The sequence below is a fragment of the Legionella sp. genome, from assembly GCF_049790535.1.
Taxonomy (GTDB): domain Bacteria; phylum Pseudomonadota; class Gammaproteobacteria; order Legionellales; family Legionellaceae; genus Legionella.
Genome location: NZ_JBAQZB010000162.1, coordinates 1 through 25,042, shown reverse-complemented (window position 1 = coordinate 25,042; position 25,042 = coordinate 1). Strand labels below are relative to the sequence as shown.

The window sequence follows — 25,042 nt, the reverse complement described above, 5'->3', positions numbered from 1 at the left end:
CAGAGCCAAAGGTTTTCCAAAGATTTTATTTATTAATGACATTTCCTTATCACCTCTTATTAGACTTATAACAAAACGCTACTGCAAAGCGTTTCGTACTAAGTCCACTAACTTACCCCATACCTGTATGGTTAAACATTGGCCCATAGCCGTCAAGCTACTTTTACACAAAAACCTCCATTAAACTCTTTTAATGACTTGTTATTGCAGCTCACTATTCGTTAAAATGAAAATATATTAATTGTTAAGCGCTTTTTAATGCCAGAATTTACTTTAGTACAACAAATATGCATTTGGGCTCTTCCTGTATTACTCAGTATTACCTTACACGAAGCAGCACATGCCTATGTTGCTAACCTTTGTGGTGATACCACAGCTAAGATGTTTGGTCGCTTGAGCTTAAATCCAATTCGTCATGTTGACCCTGTTGGAACGCTAGTAATACCTCTATTAATCGGTGTATTAACTCATTTTAATTTCGTTATTGGTTATGCAAAACCTGTACCAATTAATTGGAATCAATTACATAATCCACGACGTGACATGATTCTAGTAACACTTGCAGGACCATTCGCAAATTTGCTTATGGCCTTTTTGTGGGCTGCTTGTTTTAAAATCGCAATTTACATGCATCCTGAAACATCCATGACTGCCTTGTTTCTTTTAGTAAGTGCCCGTGCAGGGATGATTATTAATCTGGTTTTAGCTGCTTTAAACTTGCTTCCTATTCCTCCATTAGATGGCAGTCGCGTAGTAAGTAGTCTTTTGCCACCAAGAAAAGCCATGGTTTATGAGCGAATAGAACCTTATGGTTTTTATATTCTTATTCTGTTAATGCTTACAGGACTCCTGAACTACCTATTAACTCCCTTAATTAATATAGGACTCTACGCACTAAGTTCAATTTTTCAATTATGAATATTCTTGCTGACGCCACGCTCCCAGGATTAGAACACGCATTCCCTGGACCTTTTCGCTTAACACTTTATCATCATCTTGATGAGGTTAACCAATTAATTTCTGGACAGGATATTCTTCTGTGTCGAGCTACGCTAAAGGTAACCGATGAATTATTAAAAAATCATTCTTTGCGCTATCTAGCAACTGCTACTAGTGGTAAAGATCATCTCGATGATAAGTGGTTGGCTGCCCAGAATGTCCAGATAATAGATGCAAAAAGTTGCAATGCACGCGCAGTTGCAGATTATGTTGTTTCCACACTAGCTTATTTAGACCAATACCCTCTTATTCAGGGAAATAAAGCAGGTATTATAGGTTTAGGAAATGTTGGCACTCAAGTTGCTGCACGTCTTCAAGTAGCAGGATTCGAACTATTAACTTATGATCCTCCTAAAGAACTACGCCAACCTCATGTCTTCCAAAGTTGTTTGCTTGAAGAATTATATGAAGTTGATCTTTTATGCATTCATGCGGAATTGCATGACACACCGCCTCATGCAAGCAGAAATTTACTTGACCAGCAATTTTTTGCCAATTTAAAACCGAATTGTGTGATTATCAATGCAGCACGTGGGGGTATTGTTAATGAGGAGTCACTACTGACTAGCCGACAAACTCTTACTTATTGCACAGACGTATACCTTAATGAGCCAAACATAGATAAGCGCATTATTGATAAAGCAACTTTATGCACCCCCCACATCGCAGGACACAGTCTTGAAGCAAAATATATCGCTGTTGCCATGATAAGTAACAGCTTACATCAAATTCTTGGGCTCCCTTCTCCTCAATTTGCCATTCCCGAAATGCAGCACTCTTTTGATTTGCCACACTATAAAAGTTGGCAAAAAAATGTATTATCAATTTATAACCCCATTAAAGAAACAGTACTATTGAAAGAAGCTATCAATAAAGAATCTGCTTTCTTAAAGGTAAGAAAGAATCATAAAAATCGGCACGATTTTCACTTATACATTAATGCGGCTTTAGATGAAGTAAGTCAATTAGTACTAGGAGGTTGAAAAACGTATTTGTTCGGGTAACGTCAAATCAGGATCATTTCTTCATATCTTTTTGTTTTTAAAATAAAATACAAGTAGAATTACAAACTACATAAAAAAATCATTAATGCTTTAAAATAAAAACTAAGGATAGTCAAAAATGCGACAATTGATTTTTATTTGCTTAGTCACTGTATTTTTGATTTCATGCAAACATGAGAATAAGTCCTTTAATGGTTATATTGACACCGATCTGGTCTACTTATCTGCTGATTTTAGTGGACGACTTGTTGATTTAGCAGTATTCAAAGGACAGCTTGTCAACGCTAATCAATTTCTTTTCAAACTCGAACAAACCAGTGAACAATATGATGTAGCAAAAAGTAAGTTAAACCAAAAAGATTTGCTTGCACAACGCCAACAGGCAATAATCCAATTGAATTACAATAAAATAAATTATCATCGTAATTTAACAATGCGCCAACATAATGCAGCCAGTCAAGGTGATCTTGATGCTGCATTAAGGGATTTAGATTCAGCAAAGCAACAAGTGGCTTCACTTGATTTTAAAATTGAGAGCAATCAATTTGATACAAAAGAAAAGAAATGGAGGATAGAACGTAAGGAAAACTATGCACCATCAACTGGGATTATATTTGATACTTATTATACTAAAGGTGAATTTGTACAAACAGGTTACCCAGTACTGTCGTTAATCACCAAAGACAATGTTAAAGCCATATTTTTCGTTCCTCAGCAAGAGTTAAGTCGTATCCGGCTTAATGAAAAGATTAAAGTTAAGGTTGATCAAGATTCTTTATACGCTATGGGACATATTTTTTATATTTCCAATATTGCTGAATTTACTCCGCCAATAATCTATTCTCGTGAGGAACGACAACGATTGGTATTTCGTATCGAAGCAAAAATTGATTCACCTGATTTAGAAAAATTGCATCTTGGCCAACCTGTAACTTTGGAATTAGTTTCATGAGTGATTTAGCAATCGATGTTGAAGGTTTGACCAAAAAATTTGATGAACGAATTGCTGTAAATCATATTTCATTAGCAGTTAAACGTGGAGCAATCTTTGGATTTCTTGGCGCCAATGGTAGTGGCAAGACAACAACCATTCGCATGATTTGTGGTCTTTTAACACCAACTGCCGGAAAAGGATTTTGTTTGGGTTATAATATTTTATTGCAACGTGATGAAATTAAAAGAAATGTTGGCTATATGCCACAAAAATTTAGCTTTTATAAAGGATTATCTGTCTATCAAAACCTCCAATTCATTACCGATATTTATCAAATCAAAAACGCAAAACGAGTTATAGAAGAAATTATTGAAGATCTTGATTTGACTCCCTATCGTAACGTACCAGCAGGTAATTTATCTGGGGGTTGGCAACAACGTTTAGCTTTATCATGCTGCTTAGTTCACAAACCTCAATTATTGTTTTTGGACGAGCCTACCGCAGGGGTTGATCCAAAAGCACGTAAAGAATTTTGGGATTATTTGCATAAAATTTCAATACAAAATGGTACTACAATTCTTGTAACTACCCATTATATGGATGAAGCAGAAAAATGTACCGATCTTGCATATATTAACTTGGGAACGTTATTGTATACTGGCAAAACAAAAGATCTAATCCCTCAATCCCAAGTTAAAACCTATGTGATGGAGGGAGATCGCAAAGAACAAGATTTAATAATAAACCAAATTAATCATCATTATCCTGATCTTTTAGCCTCCATTGTTAATAATGTTTTGCGTATTTCATCAAGTAATGAAAAAAAATTAAATCAATTTATCCATGAGAAGAGTGACTTATCATTTAAGGCTGTCACTCCTTCTTTTGAAGAGGTATTTATTGGATTGATGCAATGAATTATAAAAATTTTAATTTTGGGCAATTATCCAAAAAACGTATAGTGGGTTTGATTCGTAAAGAATTTATTCTAATAAGTCACGATCGTGGCACTATCGCTATGTTGGTCATTCTTCCGATAATGTTGCTGATCGTTTTTGGCTTCGCCATTCAATTTGATCCTAAGCAATTACCAACCACCATCGTAAGTTACGATCATTCCCCGTTAACTAGAAATTTTATCAGCTCACTCGAAGCCTCTGGTTATTATAAAATTGTTGATACCTCAGGAAATGAAAAGAAAAAAGAGCAAGACTTCGCCAGTGGCGCAATTAGCTTTGCCATTACAATCCCTCCTAATTTTTCACGAAAATACATCCGCTCGGAGAATCCACAGCTATTGGTAGAAATGGATGGTTCTGATCCCGGCAGCAATGCCAGCGCACTTGGTAACGTGCAACCAATACTGGATCAAGCAATGACATTATTTAATAAACAAGGTTTAGAGAATGCATCACCTCACACTACTTCACGAAGCATTAATCTTACGATACATAGGCTTTATAATGAATCCAATATTAGCGCGTTTAACATCGTACCTGGTTTAATTGGGGTATTACTAACTATGACTATGGTCATGCTGACTTCCACAGCCATTACTACTGAAAAAGATTCAGGTACAATGGAAATGTTATTAAGCACACCATTAAAACCAACTGAAATTATTCTGGGCAAGGTGGTGCCCTATATTCTTTTAGGTTATTTGCAGTTAACCAGCGTATTAATTTTTGGCAAGTTAATGATTCATATTCCAATTCAAGGAAGTCTTTTATTGCTTTATTTATCTGCTGCACCATTTATTATTGCAAATTTAATGGTTGGAATGATTTTTTCTACTTTGGCTAATACTCCCATGCAAGCTATGCAGCTTAGTGTATTTTATCAATTACCTTCAATGTTCTTATCTGGATACATATTTTCTTTTTTTGGTATGCCAAAATGGGCTCAGCTGGTAGGTCAATGTTTACCAATGACCTATTTTATGCGGATAACTCGTGGGATTTTACTCAAAGGGAATGTCTTTTATCAAATTATTCCAAATATTTTACCCATTATTTTATTTGCATTGATTTTGATTTTCATTACTGGGAAAGTATTTAGAACCACTCTAGACTAACTTTCATTGAAAAAAAGATGTGTAAAAGAGACAAAACAAGTTTAAACAGAGCACTGTTGTATTCGTACAGGGGGAAATATTGATTCTTGGAGGAAGGCCATGAAAGCAAAAATTTTAATATTAAGTCTAGCTATTGTCCTAATTACTGCTTGCATTAAAAACCCTGTTATTACTGAAAAAGTCTTACACTATCCAATGAAAACCCGTAGCGGTGTAAAATATGTCGATAAAAAAACAGACTTAAGTCGAATTGCTTGGTGGAGAAAACTTAATGATCCCGCCTTGAATCAGCTTATCATGCAAGCCCTCGCTGCTAATAACCAAATCAAAAGTGCAAATGCGAGTATTCAACAGGCACAGGCTCAATTAAAATCGGCACAATATGCTTGGATTCCAACACTAGATGGCAACGCTCAAGGATTTAGTGGCGCGACTTGGAATACCCGTGTTAGTCCACAAGGGGCTTTAATGGGTACGCCGATTTTTTCAGATCTATCTAACTTTAAATTTCGTGGCTATTCCGCTGGTTTTATCCCAGGATACTCAGTTAACATTATGAATAATATTTATAATGTTAAATCGGCAAGGGCATCATTATCGATTCAACAAGCACAAACGCAAGCAACTAAATTAGCAATTATTAGTCAGACAACAGGTGCTTATTTCATGATTTTAAGCCAGAGAGCACAATTGGAAATAGAAAAAAAGCTTATCAACGATTTAAAAGAATTACGTCAGCTGGAAGAGGTGCGTTATAAAAGTGGTGCAAATGACATCGAGAGATTAACCAACCTTGATCAACAATTAGCCCAAGAAGAAACCAAAATTCCACAAATTGAAGAAGTGATTGCCCAAAATGAAAATGCTATTCATGTTTTATTAAATCAAAATCCAGCCCCAATTCATACCCAGAATCAATTGCTTGCCATAAAAACCGATCATATTATTCCTCAATATTTACCATCAACCGTTTTAAAAAATCGACCTGACATTATGGTTGGACTCTCTAACCTCCAAACATCTAATGCTCAATTAGGGTTAGCCTATTCAGCTTTTTTTCCAACATTTTCATTAACTGGATTGATAGGCCGTGCTTCGGTGGATTTAACCCATCTTTTGAAACTAAACACTGCCTTATGGATTGCACAAGCTATTGGTTCAACAAAAATCCTTAATGCCAGTTCTTATCAAAATATTAAAGTGATGAAAGCCCAATATCTCGCAACTTATTATAATTACTTGCAAACACTCCGCGCTGCATTTGCTGATGTCGATAATAATCTCACTAATGCATCTAAGACACGAGAGGCCTATTTACAAACGCAAAAAGGATATGATGCAGCAAAAAAGACCTATGCTATTATCTCAGATCAATATAAAGCTGGGTCGAAGGATTATCGTGATGTAGTTAATGCACAAATAAGCGTCGATACTTATGCGTTGATTTTAGTGCAGGAAAAAGCGCAATTACTTGATAGTATTGTTCAAGTTTATACTTCAGTAGCAGGAGGATATAATGTGGTTTGTAATCAATAGGTCTTCGCAACGTCATCATTAAATCATATAGATAGCAATAGAACTTAAGTTTAAAAATCAAACAATAATTTTTTGTGCTACTCCAATGCTACCTTTTAAAGAAACATATAAGGTTTATCCAGCCAAATTAAATGCAAATACAAGCTAAGTGCAAAGCAGTATTATGTGGAAATTTGTAATTATGTAACATATTATGTTTTATGTGCACTAATTTTTACTTAATTATTATAAAAATACCATGCCTAATATCTTACTAATTTGTTCAAACATACATAAAGAGTTAGCTGCTGAGCAGCTTGATCTTTGCTCAAGCCTTGTAAAAAATGCAGGCTATGATTATCAAGTTGAATTGTTACAAGCTGGAACGTATGAAATTCCATTTGTAATTAATGCTTATCATCAAAAAAAAATTTTTGACGGTTATCTTGCACTGGGTTTAGTTCTTCAAGCAGATCTAAATCACTATAATCATATTATGACTCACATTCGATACTGTTTTACCCAATTTACGCTAAACGATATTATCGTAGGTAATGGAGTTATTAGCGGAATGACAATTGAAGAATTAGGTGAGAGGATTCGAAGTTCAAACCCTTGTGTCTCTGCTTATCCATCAGCATTTAATGCTATTGATTGTCTTATTAAATTAAGAAACAAGATCGCTGAGATTTAGCTCGCATCGGTTACGCAAAAACGGATTTTATGATTTAACCTGCAATCTTCTCACTACCTCTTGATCCGAAAATGCGTGTTTAACAGTACCAATCTGCTGATAGGACTCATGTCCCTTTCCTGCGATTAAAATAATATCATCCTCATCCGCTTCTTTAAGCGCATAAGCAATTGCTTCTTCGCGATTAACTAACTGAATCACCTGCGCTGAAGAGGAAACACCTTGCACAATCTCATTCACAATAGTTTGTGGATCTTCAGTTCGTGGATTATCGCTGGTAATAATAATGTGATCGGCGTGAAGACTGGCAATTTTTCCCATCACTGGACGCTTGCTTTTATCTCGATTTCCCCCACAACCAAATATCACCCATAAACGACCTTTTTTTAGTTGTCCTAAAGTAATCAATGCATTTTTTAATGCATCAGGAGTATGGGCATAATCAACAAGTACATAAGGAGCACTTGTCACAATTTCTAAACGACCTGGTGCTGCTTTTAATTGCGACATTACGGCAACTACGCGTTCGGGTGCATATCCACTAGCCAATAAACTACTGAATACAGCCAAACTATTATAAATATTAAACGCGCCCAACGCTTTAATTTGTAAATGATATCGGCCCCAGGGAGAATGAACTTCAATTTTAGTACCGCTAATGTCCATATCCCAGTCCACAGCATATACGTCACATCCCTTATCCATACCATAAGTCAATTTGTTCACCTGTGGTTTTACCGCAGCTGCCATAATATGTTGGTATTCATCATCCTTATTGATAATCGCCCATTGCAGTGATTCACCACCGAATAAAGTTGCCTTAGCAGCAGCATAATTCTCCATGCTGTGATGATAATCCAAATGATCTAAAGTTAAGTTAGTAAAAATCGCCTGTTCAAATGCTATAGCATCCACACGGTGCTGTGCCAATGCATGGGAGGACACTTCCATACATATTTGCTTAACATCTTGTTTTTTGTATTGATGTAATAATTTCTGTAAGTACAGTGAATCTGGGGTAGTATTATCCAGAAATTTTAGTTCTTTCACATTACCCTGACCAATAGTACCTATATAAGCAGCTTCTTGACCAAGTAAATGATGCGCTTGTGCTAATTGATAAGCGATGGTTGTTTTACCATTTGTTCCTGTAACTCCGGTAACGATTAATGAGTCTCCTGGATTACCATAAAATTCTTTAGCAATATAAGCTAATTTGGTTACCAAATCAGGAATCGCAATGCATGGAATAGATGTAGGTAATAGACAATTTTCTGGCAAATCAACCGGTTCATAAATCACTGCCACTGCCCCAGCAGCAACTGCCTTCTCTATAAATAAGCGACCATCCGCTATAACGCCTGGATAAGCAACAAATAAGTCTCCAGATTGAATAAGACGACTATCATTTTGGATCCCCTTAATCGTACAATCCATGGCCTCCAGATTCATCCATTGTTTTAATAGTTGTGTTAATTTCATTATCTATTTCCAGGTTAACTTATAATTTCATCGGTGGGAATATTAAATAATCTCAATGCACCAGTCATCACTTTAGAAAATAGAGGAGCAGCAACCGCAGCAGCATAATAACCTTTTCGAGAGGGCTCATGAATGATTACCACAACTACAAATTTAGGTTTTGAGACAGGCGCAATACCAATAAAGCTTGCGGTATATCTACGGTCTTTATAACCTTCTTTTCCTGCCACACGCGCGGTTCCTGTTTTACCTGCCACACGATATCCAGGAACTCGTGCTGACTTCCCCGTACCCTCTTTACCCAGCACCGCCTCCATCATCGATAAAACGTGTTGTGCCGTTTGAGGCTTTATTACCTGAATGCTAGTAGCTGGGGGATTATTATGAAGCAAAGTCACAGGAATTAATTTACCTTGATTTGCAAAAATCATATTTGCTTTAGCTAATTGTAAAGCGGTTACTGATAAACCATAACCAAAACCCAGCGTGGCTAAAACGAAAGGATTTGCATCGTTCACTTTAACTATACTGCCTTCACTCTCCCCTGGATAAGCACTTTCTGTACGTTGACCAAAGCCGCTGTGTTGTAATAATGAGATTAATTGCTCTGGTGGACTAGCTAAAACCATTTTAGTCACACCTACGTTACTTGAATGCTGTAATATCCCTGTCACGTCCAAAACCCCGTAGTTATGTACATCACGTACCGTATGGCCATTGACAACCACCCAGCTAGGATTGGTATCAATAACTGTTGTTGGCGTAAATAAACCTGTTTCCAATGCACTGGCGATACTAAAGGTTTTAATAACCGAACCAGGTTCAAAAGTGTCAGTAACTGCCCTATTTCTGTAAGTATCTTTATCATAACGACCACGAGAATTAGGATTATAAGAAGGCACATTAGCCATTGCTAAAATTTCACCATTTTCAGTATCAACTACCACTACCGAACCTGATTTTGCTGCAAATTCTTCAACCGTTTTACTCAATTCGCTGTATGCCAAATATTGTAGACGTCGATCAATACTTAATACCAAATCACGACCAGGACGTGGTTCTTTGGTCACATTTAATTCTTCTATTATTCTTCCTAAGCGATCTTTGATAACCCGTTTCTTTCCAACAACTCCTCGAAGCCAATCTTGATAAGCAAGTTCAATGCCCTCTAAACCCTGATCATCCACATTGGTAAATCCTAATAACTGAGAAATACTATCAGAATCGGGGTAATAACGTTTAAATTCCTTTTGAAAATTAACCCCGGGTATTTTTAGCGCTTCTATTTTCTTGGATAAGGCTGGAGGCAATTGCCTTTGTAAATACACAAACTCGCGCTTTTCCTTTTCTGCATTCACCATTTTCCTACTTAATTGCTTAGGAGTTAAATGCAAATAGTTTGCTAAAGCCATGAATTGTTCTTTATCAGGAGAAAACTCTTTGGGATCTACCCAGACTGATTCCACCGGAGTGCTAATCGCCAATGGAACACCGTGTCGATCCATAATCATACCGCGATATGCTGGAATATCTACTGTACGCAAACTGCGCGCATTACCCTGTCCTTGTAGAAACTGTCGATGCAATACAGTGAGATCAATCATGCGCCAAATTAAAATACACAAAAGCAATAAAAAAAAAGCAGATACTAGGATCAGTCTAATTAAATGACGTGATTTTTTCATGGCTATCTACTCAATTGTCAACAGATCCTACTGGTTAGCAACAAAATTACTATTGTTGTCCCTGTAACCAAAAAGTACTTTTAGGCGTTGGCAACACCATGCTTAGTTTTTCTTGAGCCAACTCTTCAACGCGAGCGGGCGTAGCCAGACTTGCTTGCTCAAGTAACAATTTTCCCCATTGTAATTGCAAATAATGAGTTTGTTGTTCTTGTTGTTCTACTTGACTGAATGTCGAACGATAAAAATTCGTACTGTATACAACGGCAAAAGCACTTACTAACACAGCAACTACTAATATAATTAACATGTATAATGATTTTGACATTTGCATATCTGCCAGTTGACCATTAAATAAAGTACCTTGATTAATTACTTTCGCTGCAGCGTTCATGCTAATTTCTCCCCAATTCTGAGTACGGCGCTTCTAGCTCTGACATTATTTTTTACTTCTTTTTCCTGCGGCATTATTGCTTTACCTATTCTCTTAAAATTTGATTTTAATTCTTCATAACGAACTGGCACTTCTAGTGGTAATTTTTTCCCCTGCTCTTTATCACGCATAAACTGTTTTACAATGCGGTCCTCAAGAGAATGAAAACTAATTACAGCTAATCTTCCTCCTGGTGCTAAAATATTTAAACATTGTTCTAAACAACTACTTAAATCATTTAACTCTTGATTCACATGAATGCGAATCGCCTGAAAAACTCGTGTTGCTGGATGCTTGTGTTTCTCCCATTTAGGATTCGCATCCTTTACAATTTCTGCTAATTGTAGTGTTGTCTTAATCGGTACACTATTCCTAGCGGTAACGATTGCCCGAGCAATTCGCCCAGAAAAACGCTCTTCGCCATACAGTTTAAAAATTGAAGCCATTTCATCAGCTTCGGCTGTATTCACAAATTCAGCTGCACTCATGGATTGTGATAAATCCATACGCATATCCAAAGGTCCCTGCTGCATGAAACTAAACCCTCGTTGAGGATTATCTAATTGCGGCGAAGAAACTCCTAAATCCAGTAATATGCCATCTACTTTGTTAAGAACGTCTGCTTCAGCAGCAAATTGTTCAATCTGGGCGAAAGAACCCTGAAAAATATGAAAGCGTTGATCATGCTCAAAGTGTTCTTTTGCGTAAGCTACTGCATCTAAATCCTTATCTATTGCATAAAGACGACCTTGAGCATCGAGGTGATTTAAAATTTCTTGGCTGTGGCCACCTCGTCCGAAAGTCCCATCAAAATAAATACCTCTATTTTTAATGGCCAAACCATTGATAGACTCATGTAAAAGTACTGATTGATGCATTGCCATTTTTTTTCCATTACAGGGAAAACGTTTTCATTTCATCAGGCAATCCTAAATCACCTGCACTCTCTTCAGCCAACCATTCTTCTCGTCGAGCCTCCCACAGCTCTTTACTCCAGACCTCAAATTTATTTCCTTGACCAATCATCACCGCATCTTTTTCTAACCTTGCATAATTTCTTAAAACAGGCGGTAACAATACACGACCGTTTGCATCGACTTCTACATCGGTAGCATGACCAATTAATAAACGTTGTATTCTACGTACAGCGGCATTAAAACTAGGTAACTTCTGTAAATTATCTTCAATAATCTGCCACTGCGCCGCGGTATAAAGTAGCAAACACTTTTCTTCAGTATCAATTGTCACCACCAAAGGAATTTTTTCTTCAGCACCCAGCGCAGAACGATAGCGTGTAGGAATGGCTAAGCGTCCTTTAGTATCTATGGTGATCGTGTTTATTCCACGGAACATGATTGTCTTTTTGTAAAGGGATTAAGCCCCTCCACAATTCTCCACTTTTTTATTATTTTAACCCACTTTTATACACTATAGAAACACATTTCAATACCCGTCAAGCGAAAAGCCCATTTTTTCTTGTTTTATTTGTAATTTTTTTGAACTTAACATGCTAATGGTTAAAAAAAAATCTTTTAACATGAATTATGGGCATAAATAAATCCTAGAGATAAAACTTTATTGTGAGTAACGTGATACGCTGTAGATCATATATAAGTAGAAACCTCGACTGACTCTAATTATTCATCAATGCGGCTAGACGTATTCCTTGAAGAACTAAATCAAGAACTAAGTGATCATATAAATTCTGTTTTTCAAATAAGGAAGCAAAACCACCAGTTGCCAGAACTAATGCTCGATTGGCGCTAGAAGAAAACGCTTCTTGATTTATGCGCTGAATTAATTCACGACAGGCACCTAACATGCCATAATAAATACCAGATTGAATGCTCTCAATAGTAGAACGGCCTATTGTATTTTCAATTTTTATAATTTCTACAGCCGGTAATTTAGCGGTATTTTTTGACAATGCATCGACAGATAATCTCAATCCCGGCAAAATTGCACCACCTAAATATACTTTTTTTGTGTTAATTGCGCAAAAAGTGGTTGCTGTACCAAAATCAATAACGATAATATTTTGATTAGGATAGTATTGAGTCGCTGCAATTGCATTTGCAATTCGATCTGCCCCTACTTCAATAGGATTGCGGTACTTAATATTTAATCCTGTTTTAACACCAGCTTGTAATAAGAATGGATCTATAGAAAAATATTTAATGCAAGCAGCCCGCAATGAATAATCTAATTGTGGAACAACAGAACAAATACCAATTTTAGTAATTGCTTCTGGAGAACAATTATTCTCGCGCAAAACACTCTTTAAAAAGATACCTAATTCATCAGAAGTACTAACTTGGGAAGCATGACGGAAACGGAGTTTGATTTCCTCACCATCAAAAACACCCCCATATATATGAGAATTACCCACATCAATGCAAAGAATCATAATCTAATTACCGGATAAAAAAACAGGATAGTAAATTGTGCTTCTCTTATTATCAAGTCCAAATAACTATGCATCAACTGGAATAGAATACTTTAGTGCATAAAAAAGCCCTGCATAACACAGGGCATGAATAGACTGCATGTAATTAATATTAGTTGAATTTAATAGTATGGTTTAACAATTACTGTTGTACCCACGTCGGCAAAATCCTGATTTAACCATTTTGCAGCGCTGGGTAATAATCGAATGCAGCCATGACTTGCGTTATAGTTGGGTACTTCATATGCTGCATGAATTGAGTAACCCCCATGGAAATGCATACAATAAGGCATTCTTGCACCGCCATGCGTTTCAATGGGATAAAGGCTAGAAGTACAATTCTCGCCTTTTTTAGAATAAATTTTAAAGGTTCCGGTTACTGTATGGCATGGTTTTCCAACATCACCACAAAAATCCTGACCACCAGAGGCACTACCAGTCTTTACTCGATTACCCTCTCTATCATAAGCAGCCCAAGCGGTAGCTTTAGGATCAAAGATGAACACCTTATTTCCAGTAGCTACTCTCTTTTCAGGAAAATGACTAGATCCTTTGTGATCACGTTGCATACTTTTGGTGTAATGAGTGTAACCAGCATCATCGACTATAGGCACGCCTCCGTCTATAGAAGAACATGATGCAGCCAAAGCACAAATAGGAATTAAAAGTAAATATTTTTTCATTTTTTTCTCCCTCTTTTTTTTATGTATCGGGAGAATTCGAAATAGATTTAGGTTTTTTTATGCATTTTTTTTACTTTTTGATCTATTTATGACTATCTTGTTTATTTTATTTATTTTTTTCCGCTTCTTTTGGTAACATAAATGTGATAGCCAAAATTAGCTGTTTATCAGTACATTCAAAGCATCCCCCTCTAGGAGGCATTGCGTTTAAACCTTCATCAGTATGTAGAAAAAGAATATCCATACCTTGTTTTAAACGTAATTTCCAGTCTTCCTCCTCTCCTATTCTTGGCGCTCCAATAGAAATTAACGGTTTAGTTGCATGACAATTAACACAAAAATGAGTGTAAATTTGTTCGCCTTCATTTTTAGAACCATTGATGGACTGTAAAAATTTTTGTGGGTGATGGCTTGTTGCATTAAGATGAACATTGATAAGTAACAAAAAAACTGTAGCGAAAATAATTCGACAATTCATTATGCTCTAAGCTCCATAAAAGGTGTTTAATTTAGATTTGAAAAAAATTAAAAAATTTACTAAATATTTTTTCACAAATGCCGATATAGATTTTAATAATACATGCCTATAAAGTGAGAATTAAGGACAAATTTATGTGTGATCAAATCAGCGATGATGTAACACCTGTAGAGTCAGTCAATCTTTTGAATGCAAAAAAACCTAAAATCAGCAGGTTATTAACTGACAGTAACTCTTCATTTGATGATAGTATTAATAATAACATCTTCAATCAATTAGAAGCCATCAAAAAATCGTTGAAAGAGGTTTCTGAAATTGATGAAACGAGGGTTTTACATCTCAAAACAGAAATAGCTTTGGGTAATTACAAAGTTAATAGTGATAAAATTGCCATGAAGATGCTAAACAATATAGAAATGGCTTAATTTCTCAGCACCTCTTGCTATCTTGATGGAGTAACTCTTCTCTTTTCCATAACATTTTGCCTTCATTGAGACTAACTTGACTAATATGATGTGTTGAATTCTTACGATAAAATTTAGGCTATCAAATATTTTTAAGATCACCAGAATCCAGCTAGTATCTATTTGTCCTCAACCCATAAGGAAAAGCTTGAGGCATTCTAAGTAATTGTAATATAAAACATTTGAAACACGACCTGTTGCATCACTGAAATAGGTAACCCGAAATAATCTAATAAAGCCAAAATCAGTGGATTCGTTGCATCATAATTAAGGTAACCGGGTTTTTAAAAAATAAAAGAAAAAATTTGTTGTTGTGTCTGTGGGTATGTGGGCAAAAAGTTATCAAGTGTGGTCAAGCTGTGGGTAACGCGTTTTTTAGCGTTATCCATAGCTTGTCCATATATCCCGTTAGGGTGATGACTGGTCCGAAGGATTTGTCCACATATCCATAGACAAGAGCACTAGATCTTTTTTCTTGGGGTTTTATTCAATTGAACATAACTAAAGATACGTTTCAATTTTTTATCAATTATCCGTTTAAGTTCGAAAGGATTCAATGTTTGATGTACTTTTTTTAATGCATCTTTTTTTTCTTTTGAGATATCAGGGCAATCAAGTACACGTTGATACGGTGTTTTAGGTTTATCAAATTTTCTTTGATATTTAGAGTTTATTTTCACTTTCTCAATGCATTTCATCGTGGGTATAAAATGATTTTGGTATAAGCTCCATTCATTACGATACAGATCATTCATCATCGCTACGAGATACTCCTTGTCAAATCGATGATAGCCAAATAATTGCCTTACATGCGTCCAGTTTTTTTGTTCGACATGGGCGTTATCATTTTTTTTATAAGGTCTGGAGCGAGTGAATTGGATCGTTTTTTCCTTAGGTCTGTCTGCAAACTTTTGAATCAAGTGATAATTTAAAAACTCTGAACCGTTGTCGCAATCAAACCCTTTGATTTCAAAAGGTAATCTCGTCTAGGTCTCCAAATTCCTCTTCATAAAAGTGAAGCCACAAAACCACTTTCAAACGTTTACCGCAAATTTGATCTGATGCTAACCAGATGAGTTTTATGATTGGCAAATAAATTTCTGTTTCGTATGTCGGTTTCGCTCCTCGACGTTTAGGGGGTCTAACTTTCTTTTTGTTCAGCTTGCATATTAAATATTTGCGATTCATTCCAGTCAAATCGCATAGCTCATCCAGCAATAGACTTCTTTGCTTTATATTAGAGCGCCGATACTTGTGGTATATTCGCTGCCAATCGATTCGTTTTTCATAGGGTTTTGCCATCATCGTACTCCACAATTTCGGGTTACCTTAATTGTGATGCAACGAATGCTTTTTTAGTCTTGGTTAAATTTTAATCGGGTTACCTTTAATGTGATGCAACACGTGAAATACTTGTTGGTGAAAAAATGATTGACAGGACATGTCTTAAAAACTAAAATTTTGCCTGTTTTTGAAGCACCTTGATGATTTATATAATGTTGGGAGAACAATAAACTCCTTACTAATCAAGGTTTTGTTAAATATTTTTTAAATTAGAAACATCTAAATTAGAAACATCTATTAAGGAGTTTAAAATGTTCCACTCCAGTAAAAAGGAGACGCTTAAGGACGTCACACAAAATGGTAATGCACTTAAATTCGCATCCAAAAAATTACAAGCTGATAAAATTGTTGTGCTTGCTGCAGTGCAACAAAATGGTCTTTCACTGCGATTTGCCCAGGATGCATTAAAAGATGACGATACAATTGTTAATACGGCCATAGCACAAAATCCATCCTCACTTCAATACGCCTCTAAAAGGATCGTACTTGATGTTTTAAAAAAAAAGGGGCTTTGGCTGCAATACGTCGCCAATGAATTTAAAAATAACGATGAAATTGTTAATACAGCCATAGCACAAAATCTATCCTCACTTCAATACGCCTCTAAAAATATTGGACTTAGTGCTGTGCAAAAAAATCCTCGTTTATTACGATACGCCTCTGAAGAGGTTGTACTTACTGCCGTGCAACTAAATGGCCTTTTACTGGCATTTGTCTCCCTTAAATTAAAAGATAATGAGAAGTTGGTGCATGCTGCCGTACAACAAAATAGTCTTTCGCTGGAATTTGCTTCCGATACATTAAAAAATAACTCTACAATTGTTAGTGCAGCTATGGCCAAAAATCCTTTTTCACTTCAATACGTCTCTCAACAGATTGCATTTAATGCGGTGATACAAGATGCTAAGTTACTTATGTACATTTCTAATCAATTAAGAAATGATCAAGAATTTTTGCTTGGCTTAGTAAAGAGAAATGGAAACATACTTAAATATGTGCCCGAGAAATTTAAGGATAATAAAAAAATAGTGATGGCAGCACTTCAACAGAATCCATTAGCAATTGAACATGTTTCTGAAACTCTGAAAAATACGCCAGATATTCAAAATGCCTGTTTGAAACTACAATATAAAACATCAGAAAACGTTATTTTCTTCGCAGCGCATTCTAATAATGACCTGCTTACAACTCACACTAAATCTACTATCCCTATCCCTCCCCCTAGATCTAAACAGAACCATCAGATAACTACTCAACAGAACTCTTTACATACGGACTCTGAATCTCCAACGGATTCTATATCTTCAACGGAGATACAGAACCATCAGATAACTGCTCAACAGAACCCTTTACATACAGACCCTGTATCTCCAACAGAATCTGTACCTCAAACGGAACCAAAGAAACCTATATTGAAAACTATTCCAACACTTGATGAGGAGACAGCTACTAAACTGCATTACAAGTATTTTAGTTTGGATAATAGTCATAACAGGAAACATCATGCGTTTGAAGTATCAAATACTAATACCGATTTAAGAGGTGATGCATTAAAAACTAGTATTTTATTCAAAATTTGGAGAGATCTACAGGATATAACCAATCAGGATGAACTTGATTTTAAACTTAGAGGCATTAAACAGGACGAAGATTATAAAATTCTTAAATCTGGCCAAGGTATTACCACTCGTTTCTTTAAATTAGAAACTTCTTCTGTGAAAGCGGTTGAAGCAATTTTTGCTGAAAGAAAACAACAAATAGCTAAAGAAAATCCGTCATGCGTCCTTGGATCAAAATAATTTATCTAGGTGAACTTTGTTCGTGTAAGCTTTAGGTGAATAGGATGTCAAAATTTTGGTAAACGAAAACCACCTTGGAAGCATGTATTATTTTTCAAAGTGGTTTTCTTCAAAAAGGTTACATACGAATTTTTTTAGGGGGACTTGACCTATTTGTTATTCCAAGGAGAAACTTCACCAAAGTTCCTTATTCTTTTCAAGCAATTCACCAAAACCTAATGCACAGAATATAATTAACAGACTACCCGCTGTTGAATAACACAATATAGTATCCGAGAATGAACCAATACAAAAAGCCAGCAAAATACCAAGAATAAGCGATTTGTTTTCGTTGTTAAGCTTAAAAGCAGTCATGAATAAAGTAGCATAGAAAATAAGTAAAAATATAATTCCAATTATTCCTTGTTCTGCGAGGGTTAACCAATATTGACTATGGGGATCATTAAGCCTTTTATTCCATTCTGGAATTGGATGATCTTGAGAAAAACGATATTTAAAGCCACCTGTTCCTATACCTATAATGGGATGCTGTTTAAATAAAGAGTGTGCATAGTCATGAAACTGTACTCTAAAGCCCAACGAAGTATCTTTATGCTGATGTAAAGATTTAATGTCATTAACTAACAAAGCAGTTCTACTTTGCATTAATGGACTTAATGTATATATCAAACTAAGAGAACTACAAAATAACATGAATCCCATAAGTGCTTTTTTGAATGATAACTTTTGCACAATCAGTAACGACATTAAAAAACCATAAATTACATAGCCTGTTCTACCCGTATTAAGAAAAAAAATTTGATAACTACCGAAAACTACCATGAGTAAATAATAAGCACGTAACCACTTATTTATCTGAACATCAAAAAATAAAAATGCTGCAAAATATACCGCTAGAGCAATCATGAATCCAGTAGCAATGTGATTATGGAACACTTCACCACTATCCATCATATTACCGAATACTATCCATCCCTTTTGTTTTAATAAGGAAACAAGACAGGTAAGGAGCATGATCGCAAAATAACTATTAAAAACACTTCGTCTTGTTTTAGGATTAATAAACACAACAGCAAAAATAGGTAAATAAATTAATTTGGAATATTTATCAATCACCTGTAAACGCATCGAATAAGGTGCATCAGACCATAAACAGGCAATAATTAGGTAAACAAAAAAAATAACTGCAGTACGCCCCCATAGTGTATTAAAAGCTTCTAACAGCTGCTTTCTATAATAAGGGGTAAGTATGATTGCACCTATACTAAGTACTGACATAATAGACTTTAGACTAAAACTAAGAGGAACAGAAAATACATACAAGACAATAAAAAAAGGAGCTATCATAATACTTATTTCTTCTAAAGAATTCTTTTCTTGCTCTCGCGAATTAAATAAGGGGCCGTCTGCAGGAAGATCTTCTCTATTTTTTGCCCACAAGGTCGAAGTTATTTCTGAAAAAATACGTCTCACACTAAATCCTCTGTAATTTTCGGTAAATTAGGTAGTTGGTCAATATTTATATCTTGATACAGTTGTTTAACATTTCGATAAAAAGTACCTTGCGCATTATATACTGCGAACAAAAAACCTAATTTACCGTCTAAAAAACCATATTGAACGATGTAGCATCTAAAAAACATCCATGAGGTGCTTGCCAAAATTTTTAAAAAACTAGGTCTTTTTCTCTTTAAAATGTATGTCTTGGCGCTGTACGATGAATATTTATTCATTTTATACAACATGTGGCTTACATCTTTAAATGAATGATGCATGATGGAATTTTTAAGCTTTCCAATTCTTGCGTCTTTAGGAAGAATGATTTTTTCATGCACAATATCCGTACTAAAATAGGCATTTTCACGTTTAAATAAGCGTGCATGTCGTTTAGGACTGCAGGAGTATTTTAGCGATTGATTATAGAAGTTCATACGTATTGTGATTCGATAAGCATCTGCAGAATCTGAGGTAATCGCCTCGAGTAGTTCCTGCTGTAACTTCTCACTTATAGTCTCATCTGCGTCAAGATTTAATACCCAATCGCTTGTAGCCTTAGATAAGGCTCTTTGTTTTTGTGGCCCATAACCTGGCCAGTCAGTCGAAAAAACATGCTCTGTGAACTCTTTTGCTATAGTAACAGTATTATCACTACTACCTGAATCCAGCACTATTATTTCATCAGCAAATTGTACTGATTCAAGACATCTTTTAATAGTTTGTTCTTCATTTTTAGCAATTATTATTACAGTCAAACCCATTTAAACAACACCTTCTCTATGATCATGACTATCAAAGTGTAATTTACCATCTTTAACTTTTAAAGTGACATGACCACCATGCATTAATTTACCAAATAAAAGCTCATCAGCAAGTGGTTTTTTCACATTTTCCTGAATTAATCTAGCCATCGGTCGTGCACCCATTACTTTGTCATAACCATGTTCTATTAGCCATTCACGAGCCATTTTATCTACGTTAAAACTAACGCCTTTATGGCTCAATTGTTCGTCCAGCTCCATAATGAATTTATCAACTACTAAACCTATAGTAAGTGAATCCAATGAAGCAAAATTAATAATGGCATCTAATCTGTTTCTAAATTCTGGAGTGAATTGTTTTTTAATAACTTCCAGACCATCATTACTATTATCTTGATTTGAGAAACCAATAGAGTGCCGCACGAGTTCTGTTGCCCCTGCATTCGAAGTCATGACTAAAATGATGTGTCTGAAATCTGCTTGACGACCATTCGTATCTGTTAACGTACCATGATCCATAATCTGTAATAATAAGTTAAAAACGTCTGGATGTGCTTTTTCTATCTCATCGAGCAGCAACACTGCATGTGGATTTTTAGTGATCGCCTCTGTAAGTAGTCCCCCCTGGTCATAACCAACATATCCTGGAGGTGCACCAATTAAACGAGAAACGGTGTGTTTTTCCATGTACTCAGACATATCAAAACGGAGCAACTCAATGCCTAAAACATTAGCCAACTGTCTGGTTACCTCTGTTTTTCCAACACCAGTGGGACCAGCAAATAAGAAACAACCTACTGGTTTTTGTGGTTCTCTAAGACCTGAGCGCCCTAATTTAATCGCAGAAGCTAAAGCAGTAATTGCTTGATCCTGCCCATAAACCAGGAGTTTCAAATCACGTTCTAAATTACGTAAAGTATCTTTATCTCGTGCAGAAACTTTCTTAATAGGGATTCGTGCAATTTTGGCAACCACACTTTCAATTTCATTCACGCTGATAATTTTTTTGCGTTTACTTGCAGTTAATAAGTTTTGATAAGCCCCAGCTTCATCAACCACATCAATTGCCTTATCAGGCAAAAACCGGTCATTAATGTATTTAGCAGACAATTCAGCTGCTGCCTTCAGTGCAGGAATAGTGAATTTAACGCCATGATGCTCTTCCAATCGACCTTTTAATCCTTTTAAGATTTCAAAGGTTTCGTCAACTGAAGGCTCAAGAATATCAATTTTTTGAAAACGTCTAGCCAATGCTCTATCTTTCTCAAAAATACCGCGATACTCTTGATAAGTTGTTGAACCAATACATTTTAACTCGCCGTTTGCCAATAGAGGTTTGATTAGATTAGAGGCATCCATAACGCCACCAGAAGCTGCTCCCGCACCAATGATGGTATGAATTTCGTCAATAAATAAAACCGCGCCCTCTTGATGTCCTAATTGTTTTAGAACTGCTTTTAAACGTTTTTCAAAATCCCCGCGATATTTAGTTCCGGCAAGTAAAGCACCTAAATCGAGCGAATACACGACGCAGTCACGAATGGCTTCTGGTACTTCGCCATCAACAATGAGTCGCGCTAATCCTTCAGCTATGGCTGTTTTACCCACTCCTGCCTCACCCACAAGTAATGGATTATTTTTTCTACGGCGACATAATACCTGTATAGTACGTAGAACCTCTTCATGACGACCAATTAAAGGATCAATTTTTCCTTGTTTTGCTCGTTTATTAAGGTTTGTACAATAGCTTTCTAAGGGAGACTCATTACCTTCTGAAGCCCCCATATCTTCGTCAATAGATGTATTCATATTTTCATGAAGGTCATTATTTTGATATTTGGAAACCCCATGAGAAATATAATTAATTATATCTAAACGTGTGATATTTTCACGACGCAGGAAATACACAGCTTGACTTTCTTGTTCGCTAAAAATTGCAGCAAGTACATTGGCGCCGGTCACTTCGGTTTTTCCTGCAGATTGCACATGAAATACTGCTCGTTGTAATACTCGTTGAAAACCAAGTGTTGGTTGAGTTTCTCTATTTAATTCTTCTTCGGGAATTTTTGGCGTAGTTTCATCAATGAATTCAATTAAATCGCGCCGCAGGGCTTCAATGTTAGCGTCGCACGCTTGTAATACGTTACCGGCCGCTGGATTATCAAGCAACGACAATAATAAATGCTCAACAGTCATAAATTCATGACGTTTTTCTTTTGCCTCCTTGAAAGCTAGATTCAAGGTGAATTCAAGTTCTTTATTTAACATTGTCGTTGCTCCTCTTCAGCGCACAACAAATTATTCCGGTTCCATGCTGGATAGCAATGGGTGCTGATTTATTCTGGCATATTCATTCACCAGGGCTACTTTCGTTTCTGCTATATCTCGTGTAAATACACCACACACGCCTTTTCCTTGAATATGAACCTGTAACATCACCTGAATGGCAGTTTCTTCATTAAGATAAAAAAAGTGCTTTAGCACATCCACTACAAAATCCATCGGTGTATAATCATCGTTGAGCAACACTACTCTATATTTTCTAGGCAGTTTATTCTCTGTGCGCATTTCTGGCTCAGAGACTTTACTTCTTACAATTTCCTCGATATTTTGCCCGCTCATAACATACAACCTCTTACTATTTTTATAGACTCCCTACACGCATTTGGCCAGTAAAATCAGCTAATTTTAGTGAAAAAATTGGTCTTTGAAATAATCAAAAACATATTGATTAGATCACACCCATGAAAATCAATGTTGTCAAATAAGTTGGTTTTATTAGCTTCAGGTATTATGCAGTTGAGTTGTATCACTAATAGGTGTCCTGTTAATGCTAAAAACCCTCTCGTCCATTTCTGGAGAAAGGAAAGGGAATAACTCTCGATCTTCTTTGCCTTAGAGGTTTCCCTTCTTCAGCGAAAAAGGGATCTTTCTTAGGCTCCGTGGTAATTACATGTGTTTAATTATTTCATCAGCAAATCCGGAACTACTTACCAAAGTTGCTCCATTCATACCGCGTTCAAAATCATAAGTCACTGTTTTTGCTTCAATTGCACCTTCCATTCCTTTGATAATGAGGTCGGCAGCTTCATACCAACCCATATGGCGCAACATCATTTCCGCAGAAAGAATAATGGAACCTGGATTTACTTTATTTTTACCTGCATATTTTGGTGCTGTTCCATGCGTTGCTTCAAATACAGCAACCTCAGCACCAAGGTTAGCTCCCGGAGCAATACCAATCCCCCCTACCTGAGCAGCTAAAGCATCAGAAATATAGTCCCCATTTAAATTTAAGGTAGCAATAACACTGTAATCTTCTGGTCTTAATAAAATTTGTTGTAAGAATGCATCAGCAATTACATCATTAATAATAATTTGTTTGCCAGTTTTTGGATTATTGAACTCCATCCAAGGACCACCCTGATACTCTTTAGCACCAAAAAAATCTCGTGCTACTTGATAACCCCAATCTTTGAAAGCCCCTTCAGTAAACTTCATAATATTACCTTTATGAACTAAAGTTACTGTTTGGCGATCGTTATCAATAGCGTATTGAATTGCTGCTTTTACCAAACGAGTTGTTCCCTCTTTAGAAACAGGCTTAATACCAATACCACAATGATCTGGAAAACGAATCTTTTTAACACCCATTTCGCTTCTTAAAAATTCGATTACTTTTTTTGCTTCAGGTGTATCTGCCTGCCACTCAATACCCGCATAAATATCTTCAGAATTTTCTCTGAAAATAACCATGTCCGTTTTCCATGGTTCTTTAACTGGGCTTGGGACACCTGTGAAATAACGAATAGGTCGCATGCATGTATATAAATCCATTTCCTGACGAATTGTTACATTCAATGACCGAATGCCCCCACCAACCGGCGTAGTTAAAGGGCCTTTAATAGAAACAACATATTTTTTTATTGCATCTAAAGTTTCCTTAGGTAACCATTGATCGCCACCGTAGACTTTAGTCGCTTTTTCACCGGCGTATACTTCCATCCAAGAAATCTTTTTCTGATTGCCATAGGCTTTTTTTACTGCAGCATCAACAACTTTAATCATCGGAGGTGTTATATCAATACCAATACCATCGCCTTCAATAAAAGGAATAATTGGATTATTAGGTACACGAAGAGATTGATCAGCAGCAACAGTAATAGCTTCACCATGTGAAGGCACTTTAATTTTATCGTAAGGCATTGACAACTCCGTAAATTTTAGAGATGTAAATAATAACACGCGACAACTTGGAATCCCAAGTCCAATTAGGTGAATTTGTGGGAATAATTTATAGATTAAGTATTTTGGGTTAAAAACTTCGTTTAAGATTTCCCTTTATTGCCATTTGATCAGGAGTTTTTAAAAAAATATTCAAGCATGCTGCAGCATTTTTACTTGTTCAATAAACTGATCATAACCTGCTTCTACGTTAATGTACTTATTTTTTGCCAAATAAATGGATAAAGAACCATCATCTGTAGCTGTATTTTTTTGCAAAACACCGTTATAGCCCTGACTTTTTAAACGAAGAAAATCACTACTTCTAGTAACCACATAAAAATTTCGATAATAATTTTGTGGCAACATACAAATTGCTTGCGCATCATGTTCAAGAGTCTTCCCTGGTAAATAATCTTTCAGTGAATAAGATGAATTATTATGTACCGCAATGACTTTACCTTCAGGCAAAAGCTGTTTGATTTTATCAGCTAATTTTTTTACTTCATGATGTGCTTCTGGGGTATAT

24 protein-coding genes and 1 pseudogene are annotated in these 25,042 nt (G+C 36.0%); 9 read left to right on the top strand and 16 right to left on the bottom strand.

Annotated elements, in window-relative coordinates:
• The first annotated feature begins 258 nt into the window (after positions 1-258).
• The 7 genes from WA877_RS11275 to WA877_RS11245 all read left to right on the top strand — a co-directional run bounded on the left by WA877_RS11275 (position 259) and on the right by WA877_RS11245 (position 7,220).
• A complete protein-coding gene (locus WA877_RS11275) occupies positions 259-918 on the top strand; it encodes a site-2 protease family protein (protein WP_425171013.1) in 660 nt (219 codons plus the stop codon).
• Positions 915-1,982, top strand: a complete 1,068-nt coding sequence (locus WA877_RS11270; RefSeq protein ID WP_425171012.1) for an NAD(P)-dependent oxidoreductase — start codon at positions 915-917, stop codon at positions 1,980-1,982. The genes WA877_RS11275 and WA877_RS11270 overlap by 4 nt, the downstream gene beginning before the upstream one ends.
• Before the next feature lie 139 nt (positions 1,983-2,121).
• Positions 2,122-2,955: an HlyD family secretion protein gene (locus WA877_RS11265; protein WP_425171011.1), complete on the top strand. Its 834-nt coding sequence runs from the start codon at positions 2,122-2,124 to the stop codon at positions 2,953-2,955.
• Entirely contained in the window at positions 2,952-3,854 is a 903-nt protein-coding gene (locus WA877_RS11260; RefSeq protein ID WP_425171010.1) for an ABC transporter ATP-binding protein, read from the top strand. Before WA877_RS11265 ends, WA877_RS11260 begins: the two co-directional genes overlap by 4 nt.
• The gene (locus tag WA877_RS11255) at positions 3,851-5,011 is read left to right on the top strand and encodes an ABC transporter permease (protein WP_425171009.1); all 1,161 of its coding nucleotides are present in this window, start codon (positions 3,851-3,853) and stop codon (positions 5,009-5,011) included. The genes WA877_RS11260 and WA877_RS11255 overlap by 4 nt, the downstream gene beginning before the upstream one ends.
• Positions 5,012-5,110: 99 nt before the next feature.
• Positions 5,111-6,547: a TolC family protein gene (locus tag WA877_RS11250; RefSeq protein ID WP_425171008.1), complete on the top strand. Its 1,437-nt coding sequence runs from the start codon at positions 5,111-5,113 to the stop codon at positions 6,545-6,547.
• 238 nt (positions 6,548-6,785) lie between these two features.
• Positions 6,786-7,220, top strand: a complete 435-nt coding sequence (locus tag WA877_RS11245) for a 6,7-dimethyl-8-ribityllumazine synthase (protein ID WP_425171007.1) — start codon at positions 6,786-6,788, stop codon at positions 7,218-7,220.
• 27 nt (positions 7,221-7,247) lie between these two features.
• Here WA877_RS11245 and WA877_RS11240 read toward each other — a convergent pair whose 3' ends face one another.
• From WA877_RS11240 to WA877_RS11205, 8 genes are all read right to left on the bottom strand, one after another.
• Complete coding sequence (locus WA877_RS11240; RefSeq protein WP_425171006.1) at positions 7,248-8,702, bottom strand: UDP-N-acetylmuramoyl-L-alanyl-D-glutamate--2,6-diaminopimelate ligase; 1,455 nt, start codon at positions 8,700-8,702, stop codon at positions 7,248-7,250.
• A 14-nt stretch (positions 8,703-8,716) separates the two neighbouring features.
• Complete coding sequence (locus WA877_RS11235) at positions 8,717-10,387, bottom strand: peptidoglycan D,D-transpeptidase FtsI family protein (RefSeq protein WP_425171005.1); 1,671 nt, start codon at positions 10,385-10,387, stop codon at positions 8,717-8,719.
• A gap of 49 nt (positions 10,388-10,436) precedes the next feature.
• The gene (gene ftsL / locus WA877_RS11230) at positions 10,437-10,778 is read right to left on the bottom strand and encodes a cell division protein FtsL (protein ID WP_425171004.1); all 342 of its coding nucleotides are present in this window, start codon (positions 10,776-10,778) and stop codon (positions 10,437-10,439) included.
• On the bottom strand, positions 10,775-11,701 hold the full coding sequence (gene rsmH / locus WA877_RS11225) for a 16S rRNA (cytosine(1402)-N(4))-methyltransferase RsmH (RefSeq protein ID WP_425171003.1): 927 nt from the start codon (positions 11,699-11,701) through the stop codon (positions 10,775-10,777). Before rsmH ends, ftsL begins: the two co-directional genes overlap by 4 nt.
• 10 nt (positions 11,702-11,711) lie before the next feature.
• A complete protein-coding gene (mraZ, locus tag WA877_RS11220; RefSeq protein ID WP_425171002.1) occupies positions 11,712-12,170 on the bottom strand; it encodes a division/cell wall cluster transcriptional repressor MraZ in 459 nt (152 codons plus the stop codon).
• Positions 12,171-12,450: 280 nt separating this feature from the next.
• Positions 12,451-13,224, bottom strand: a complete 774-nt coding sequence (locus tag WA877_RS11215) for a type III pantothenate kinase (protein ID WP_425171001.1) — start codon at positions 13,222-13,224, stop codon at positions 12,451-12,453.
• 161 nt (positions 13,225-13,385) lie between these two features.
• Positions 13,386-13,946 carry a L,D-transpeptidase gene (locus WA877_RS11210; protein ID WP_425171000.1) on the bottom strand — a complete coding sequence of 187 codons (561 nt, stop codon included), beginning with the start codon at positions 13,944-13,946 and terminating at the stop codon, positions 13,386-13,388.
• 106 nt (positions 13,947-14,052) lie between these two features.
• Complete coding sequence (locus WA877_RS11205) at positions 14,053-14,424, bottom strand: c-type cytochrome (RefSeq protein WP_425170999.1); 372 nt, start codon at positions 14,422-14,424, stop codon at positions 14,053-14,055.
• Between the two features lie 134 nt (positions 14,425-14,558).
• Between WA877_RS11205 and flgM the strand changes: the two genes are divergently transcribed.
• Positions 14,559-14,849 carry a flagellar biosynthesis anti-sigma factor FlgM gene (gene flgM / locus WA877_RS11200; RefSeq protein ID WP_425170998.1) on the top strand — a complete coding sequence of 97 codons (291 nt, stop codon included), beginning with the start codon at positions 14,559-14,561 and terminating at the stop codon, positions 14,847-14,849.
• A 500-nt stretch (positions 14,850-15,349) separates the two neighbouring features.
• Here flgM and WA877_RS11195 read toward each other — a convergent pair whose 3' ends face one another.
• Both WA877_RS11195 and WA877_RS11190 read right to left on the bottom strand, forming a co-directional pair.
• A complete protein-coding gene (locus WA877_RS11195) occupies positions 15,350-15,646 on the bottom strand; it encodes a hypothetical protein (RefSeq protein ID WP_425170997.1) in 297 nt (98 codons plus the stop codon).
• A 211-nt stretch (positions 15,647-15,857) separates the two neighbouring features.
• Complete coding sequence (locus tag WA877_RS11190) at positions 15,858-16,193, bottom strand: hypothetical protein (RefSeq protein ID WP_425170996.1); 336 nt, start codon at positions 16,191-16,193, stop codon at positions 15,858-15,860.
• Positions 16,194-16,483: 290 nt separating this feature from the next.
• Here WA877_RS11190 and WA877_RS11185 point away from each other — a divergent pair, with 290 nt between their 5' ends.
• Positions 16,484-18,031 (top strand): DUF4116 domain-containing protein, encoded by a 1,548-nt coding sequence (locus WA877_RS11185; RefSeq protein ID WP_425170995.1) that lies wholly within the window; start codon positions 16,484-16,486, stop codon positions 18,029-18,031.
• A gap of 174 nt (positions 18,032-18,205) precedes the next feature.
• Here the strand turns inward: WA877_RS11185 and WA877_RS11180 are convergent, their stop codons facing one another.
• The 6 genes and pseudogenes from WA877_RS11180 to WA877_RS11155 all read right to left on the bottom strand — a co-directional run.
• Entirely contained in the window at positions 18,206-19,504 is a 1,299-nt protein-coding gene (locus tag WA877_RS11180) for an O-antigen ligase family protein (protein WP_425170994.1), read from the bottom strand.
• Entirely contained in the window at positions 19,501-20,289 is a 789-nt protein-coding gene (locus tag WA877_RS11175) for a glycosyltransferase family 2 protein (protein ID WP_425170993.1), read from the bottom strand. The genes WA877_RS11180 and WA877_RS11175 overlap by 4 nt, the downstream gene beginning before the upstream one ends.
• Positions 20,290-22,557, bottom strand: a complete 2,268-nt coding sequence (clpA, locus tag WA877_RS11170; RefSeq protein WP_425170992.1) for an ATP-dependent Clp protease ATP-binding subunit ClpA — start codon at positions 22,555-22,557, stop codon at positions 20,290-20,292. It lies immediately after the preceding gene.
• A 30-nt stretch (positions 22,558-22,587) separates the two neighbouring features.
• A complete protein-coding gene (gene clpS / locus WA877_RS11165) occupies positions 22,588-22,857 on the bottom strand; it encodes an ATP-dependent Clp protease adapter ClpS (RefSeq protein ID WP_425171064.1) in 270 nt (89 codons plus the stop codon).
• 381 nt (positions 22,858-23,238) lie between these two features.
• Positions 23,239-24,495, bottom strand: a complete 1,257-nt coding sequence (gene icd / locus WA877_RS11160; protein ID WP_425170991.1) for an NADP-dependent isocitrate dehydrogenase — start codon at positions 24,493-24,495, stop codon at positions 23,239-23,241.
• A gap of 171 nt (positions 24,496-24,666) precedes the next feature.
• Positions 24,667-25,042: pseudogene (locus WA877_RS11155) on the bottom strand (protein tyrosine phosphatase); the annotation flags it as partial.

Bases quoted from the DNA above. Each gene is read 5' to 3' on its own strand.
- WA877_RS11275 (WP_425171013.1), top strand. From the start codon at position 259: ATGCCAGAATTTACTTTAGTACAACAAATATGCATTTGGGCTCTTCCT.
- WA877_RS11270 (WP_425171012.1), top strand. From the start codon at position 915: ATGAATATTCTTGCTGACGCCACGCTCCCAGGATTAGAACACGCATTC.
- WA877_RS11265 (WP_425171011.1), top strand. From the start codon at position 2,122: ATGCGACAATTGATTTTTATTTGCTTAGTCACTGTATTTTTGATTTCA.
- WA877_RS11260 (WP_425171010.1), top strand. From the start codon at position 2,952: ATGAGTGATTTAGCAATCGATGTTGAAGGTTTGACCAAAAAATTTGAT.
- WA877_RS11255 (WP_425171009.1), top strand. From the start codon at position 3,851: ATGAATTATAAAAATTTTAATTTTGGGCAATTATCCAAAAAACGTATA.
- WA877_RS11250 (WP_425171008.1), top strand. From the start codon at position 5,111: ATGAAAGCAAAAATTTTAATATTAAGTCTAGCTATTGTCCTAATTACT.
- WA877_RS11245 (WP_425171007.1), top strand. From the start codon at position 6,786: ATGCCTAATATCTTACTAATTTGTTCAAACATACATAAAGAGTTAGCT.
- WA877_RS11240 (WP_425171006.1), bottom strand. From the start codon at position 8,702: ATGAAATTAACACAACTATTAAAACAATGGATGAATCTGGAGGCCATG.
- WA877_RS11235 (WP_425171005.1), bottom strand. From the start codon at position 10,387: ATGAAAAAATCACGTCATTTAATTAGACTGATCCTAGTATCTGCTTTT.
- ftsL (WP_425171004.1), bottom strand. From the start codon at position 10,778: ATGAACGCTGCAGCGAAAGTAATTAATCAAGGTACTTTATTTAATGGT.
- rsmH (WP_425171003.1), bottom strand. From the start codon at position 11,701: ATGGCAATGCATCAATCAGTACTTTTACATGAGTCTATCAATGGTTTG.
- mraZ (WP_425171002.1), bottom strand. From the start codon at position 12,170: ATGTTCCGTGGAATAAACACGATCACCATAGATACTAAAGGACGCTTA.
- WA877_RS11215 (WP_425171001.1), bottom strand. From the start codon at position 13,224: ATGATTCTTTGCATTGATGTGGGTAATTCTCATATATATGGGGGTGTT.
- WA877_RS11210 (WP_425171000.1), bottom strand. From the start codon at position 13,946: ATGAAAAAATATTTACTTTTAATTCCTATTTGTGCTTTGGCTGCATCA.
- WA877_RS11205 (WP_425170999.1), bottom strand. From the start codon at position 14,424: ATGAATTGTCGAATTATTTTCGCTACAGTTTTTTTGTTACTTATCAAT.
- flgM (WP_425170998.1), top strand. From the start codon at position 14,559: ATGTGTGATCAAATCAGCGATGATGTAACACCTGTAGAGTCAGTCAAT.
- WA877_RS11195 (WP_425170997.1), bottom strand. From the start codon at position 15,646: ATGATGAATGATCTGTATCGTAATGAATGGAGCTTATACCAAAATCAT.
- WA877_RS11190 (WP_425170996.1), bottom strand. From the start codon at position 16,193: ATGATGGCAAAACCCTATGAAAAACGAATCGATTGGCAGCGAATATAC.
- WA877_RS11185 (WP_425170995.1), top strand. From the start codon at position 16,484: ATGTTCCACTCCAGTAAAAAGGAGACGCTTAAGGACGTCACACAAAAT.
- WA877_RS11175 (WP_425170993.1), bottom strand. From the start codon at position 20,289: ATGGGTTTGACTGTAATAATAATTGCTAAAAATGAAGAACAAACTATT.
- clpA (WP_425170992.1), bottom strand. From the start codon at position 22,557: ATGTTAAATAAAGAACTTGAATTCACCTTGAATCTAGCTTTCAAGGAG.
- clpS (WP_425171064.1), bottom strand. From the start codon at position 22,857: ATGCGCACAGAGAATAAACTGCCTAGAAAATATAGAGTAGTGTTGCTC.
- icd (WP_425170991.1), bottom strand. From the start codon at position 24,495: ATGCCTTACGATAAAATTAAAGTGCCTTCACATGGTGAAGCTATTACT.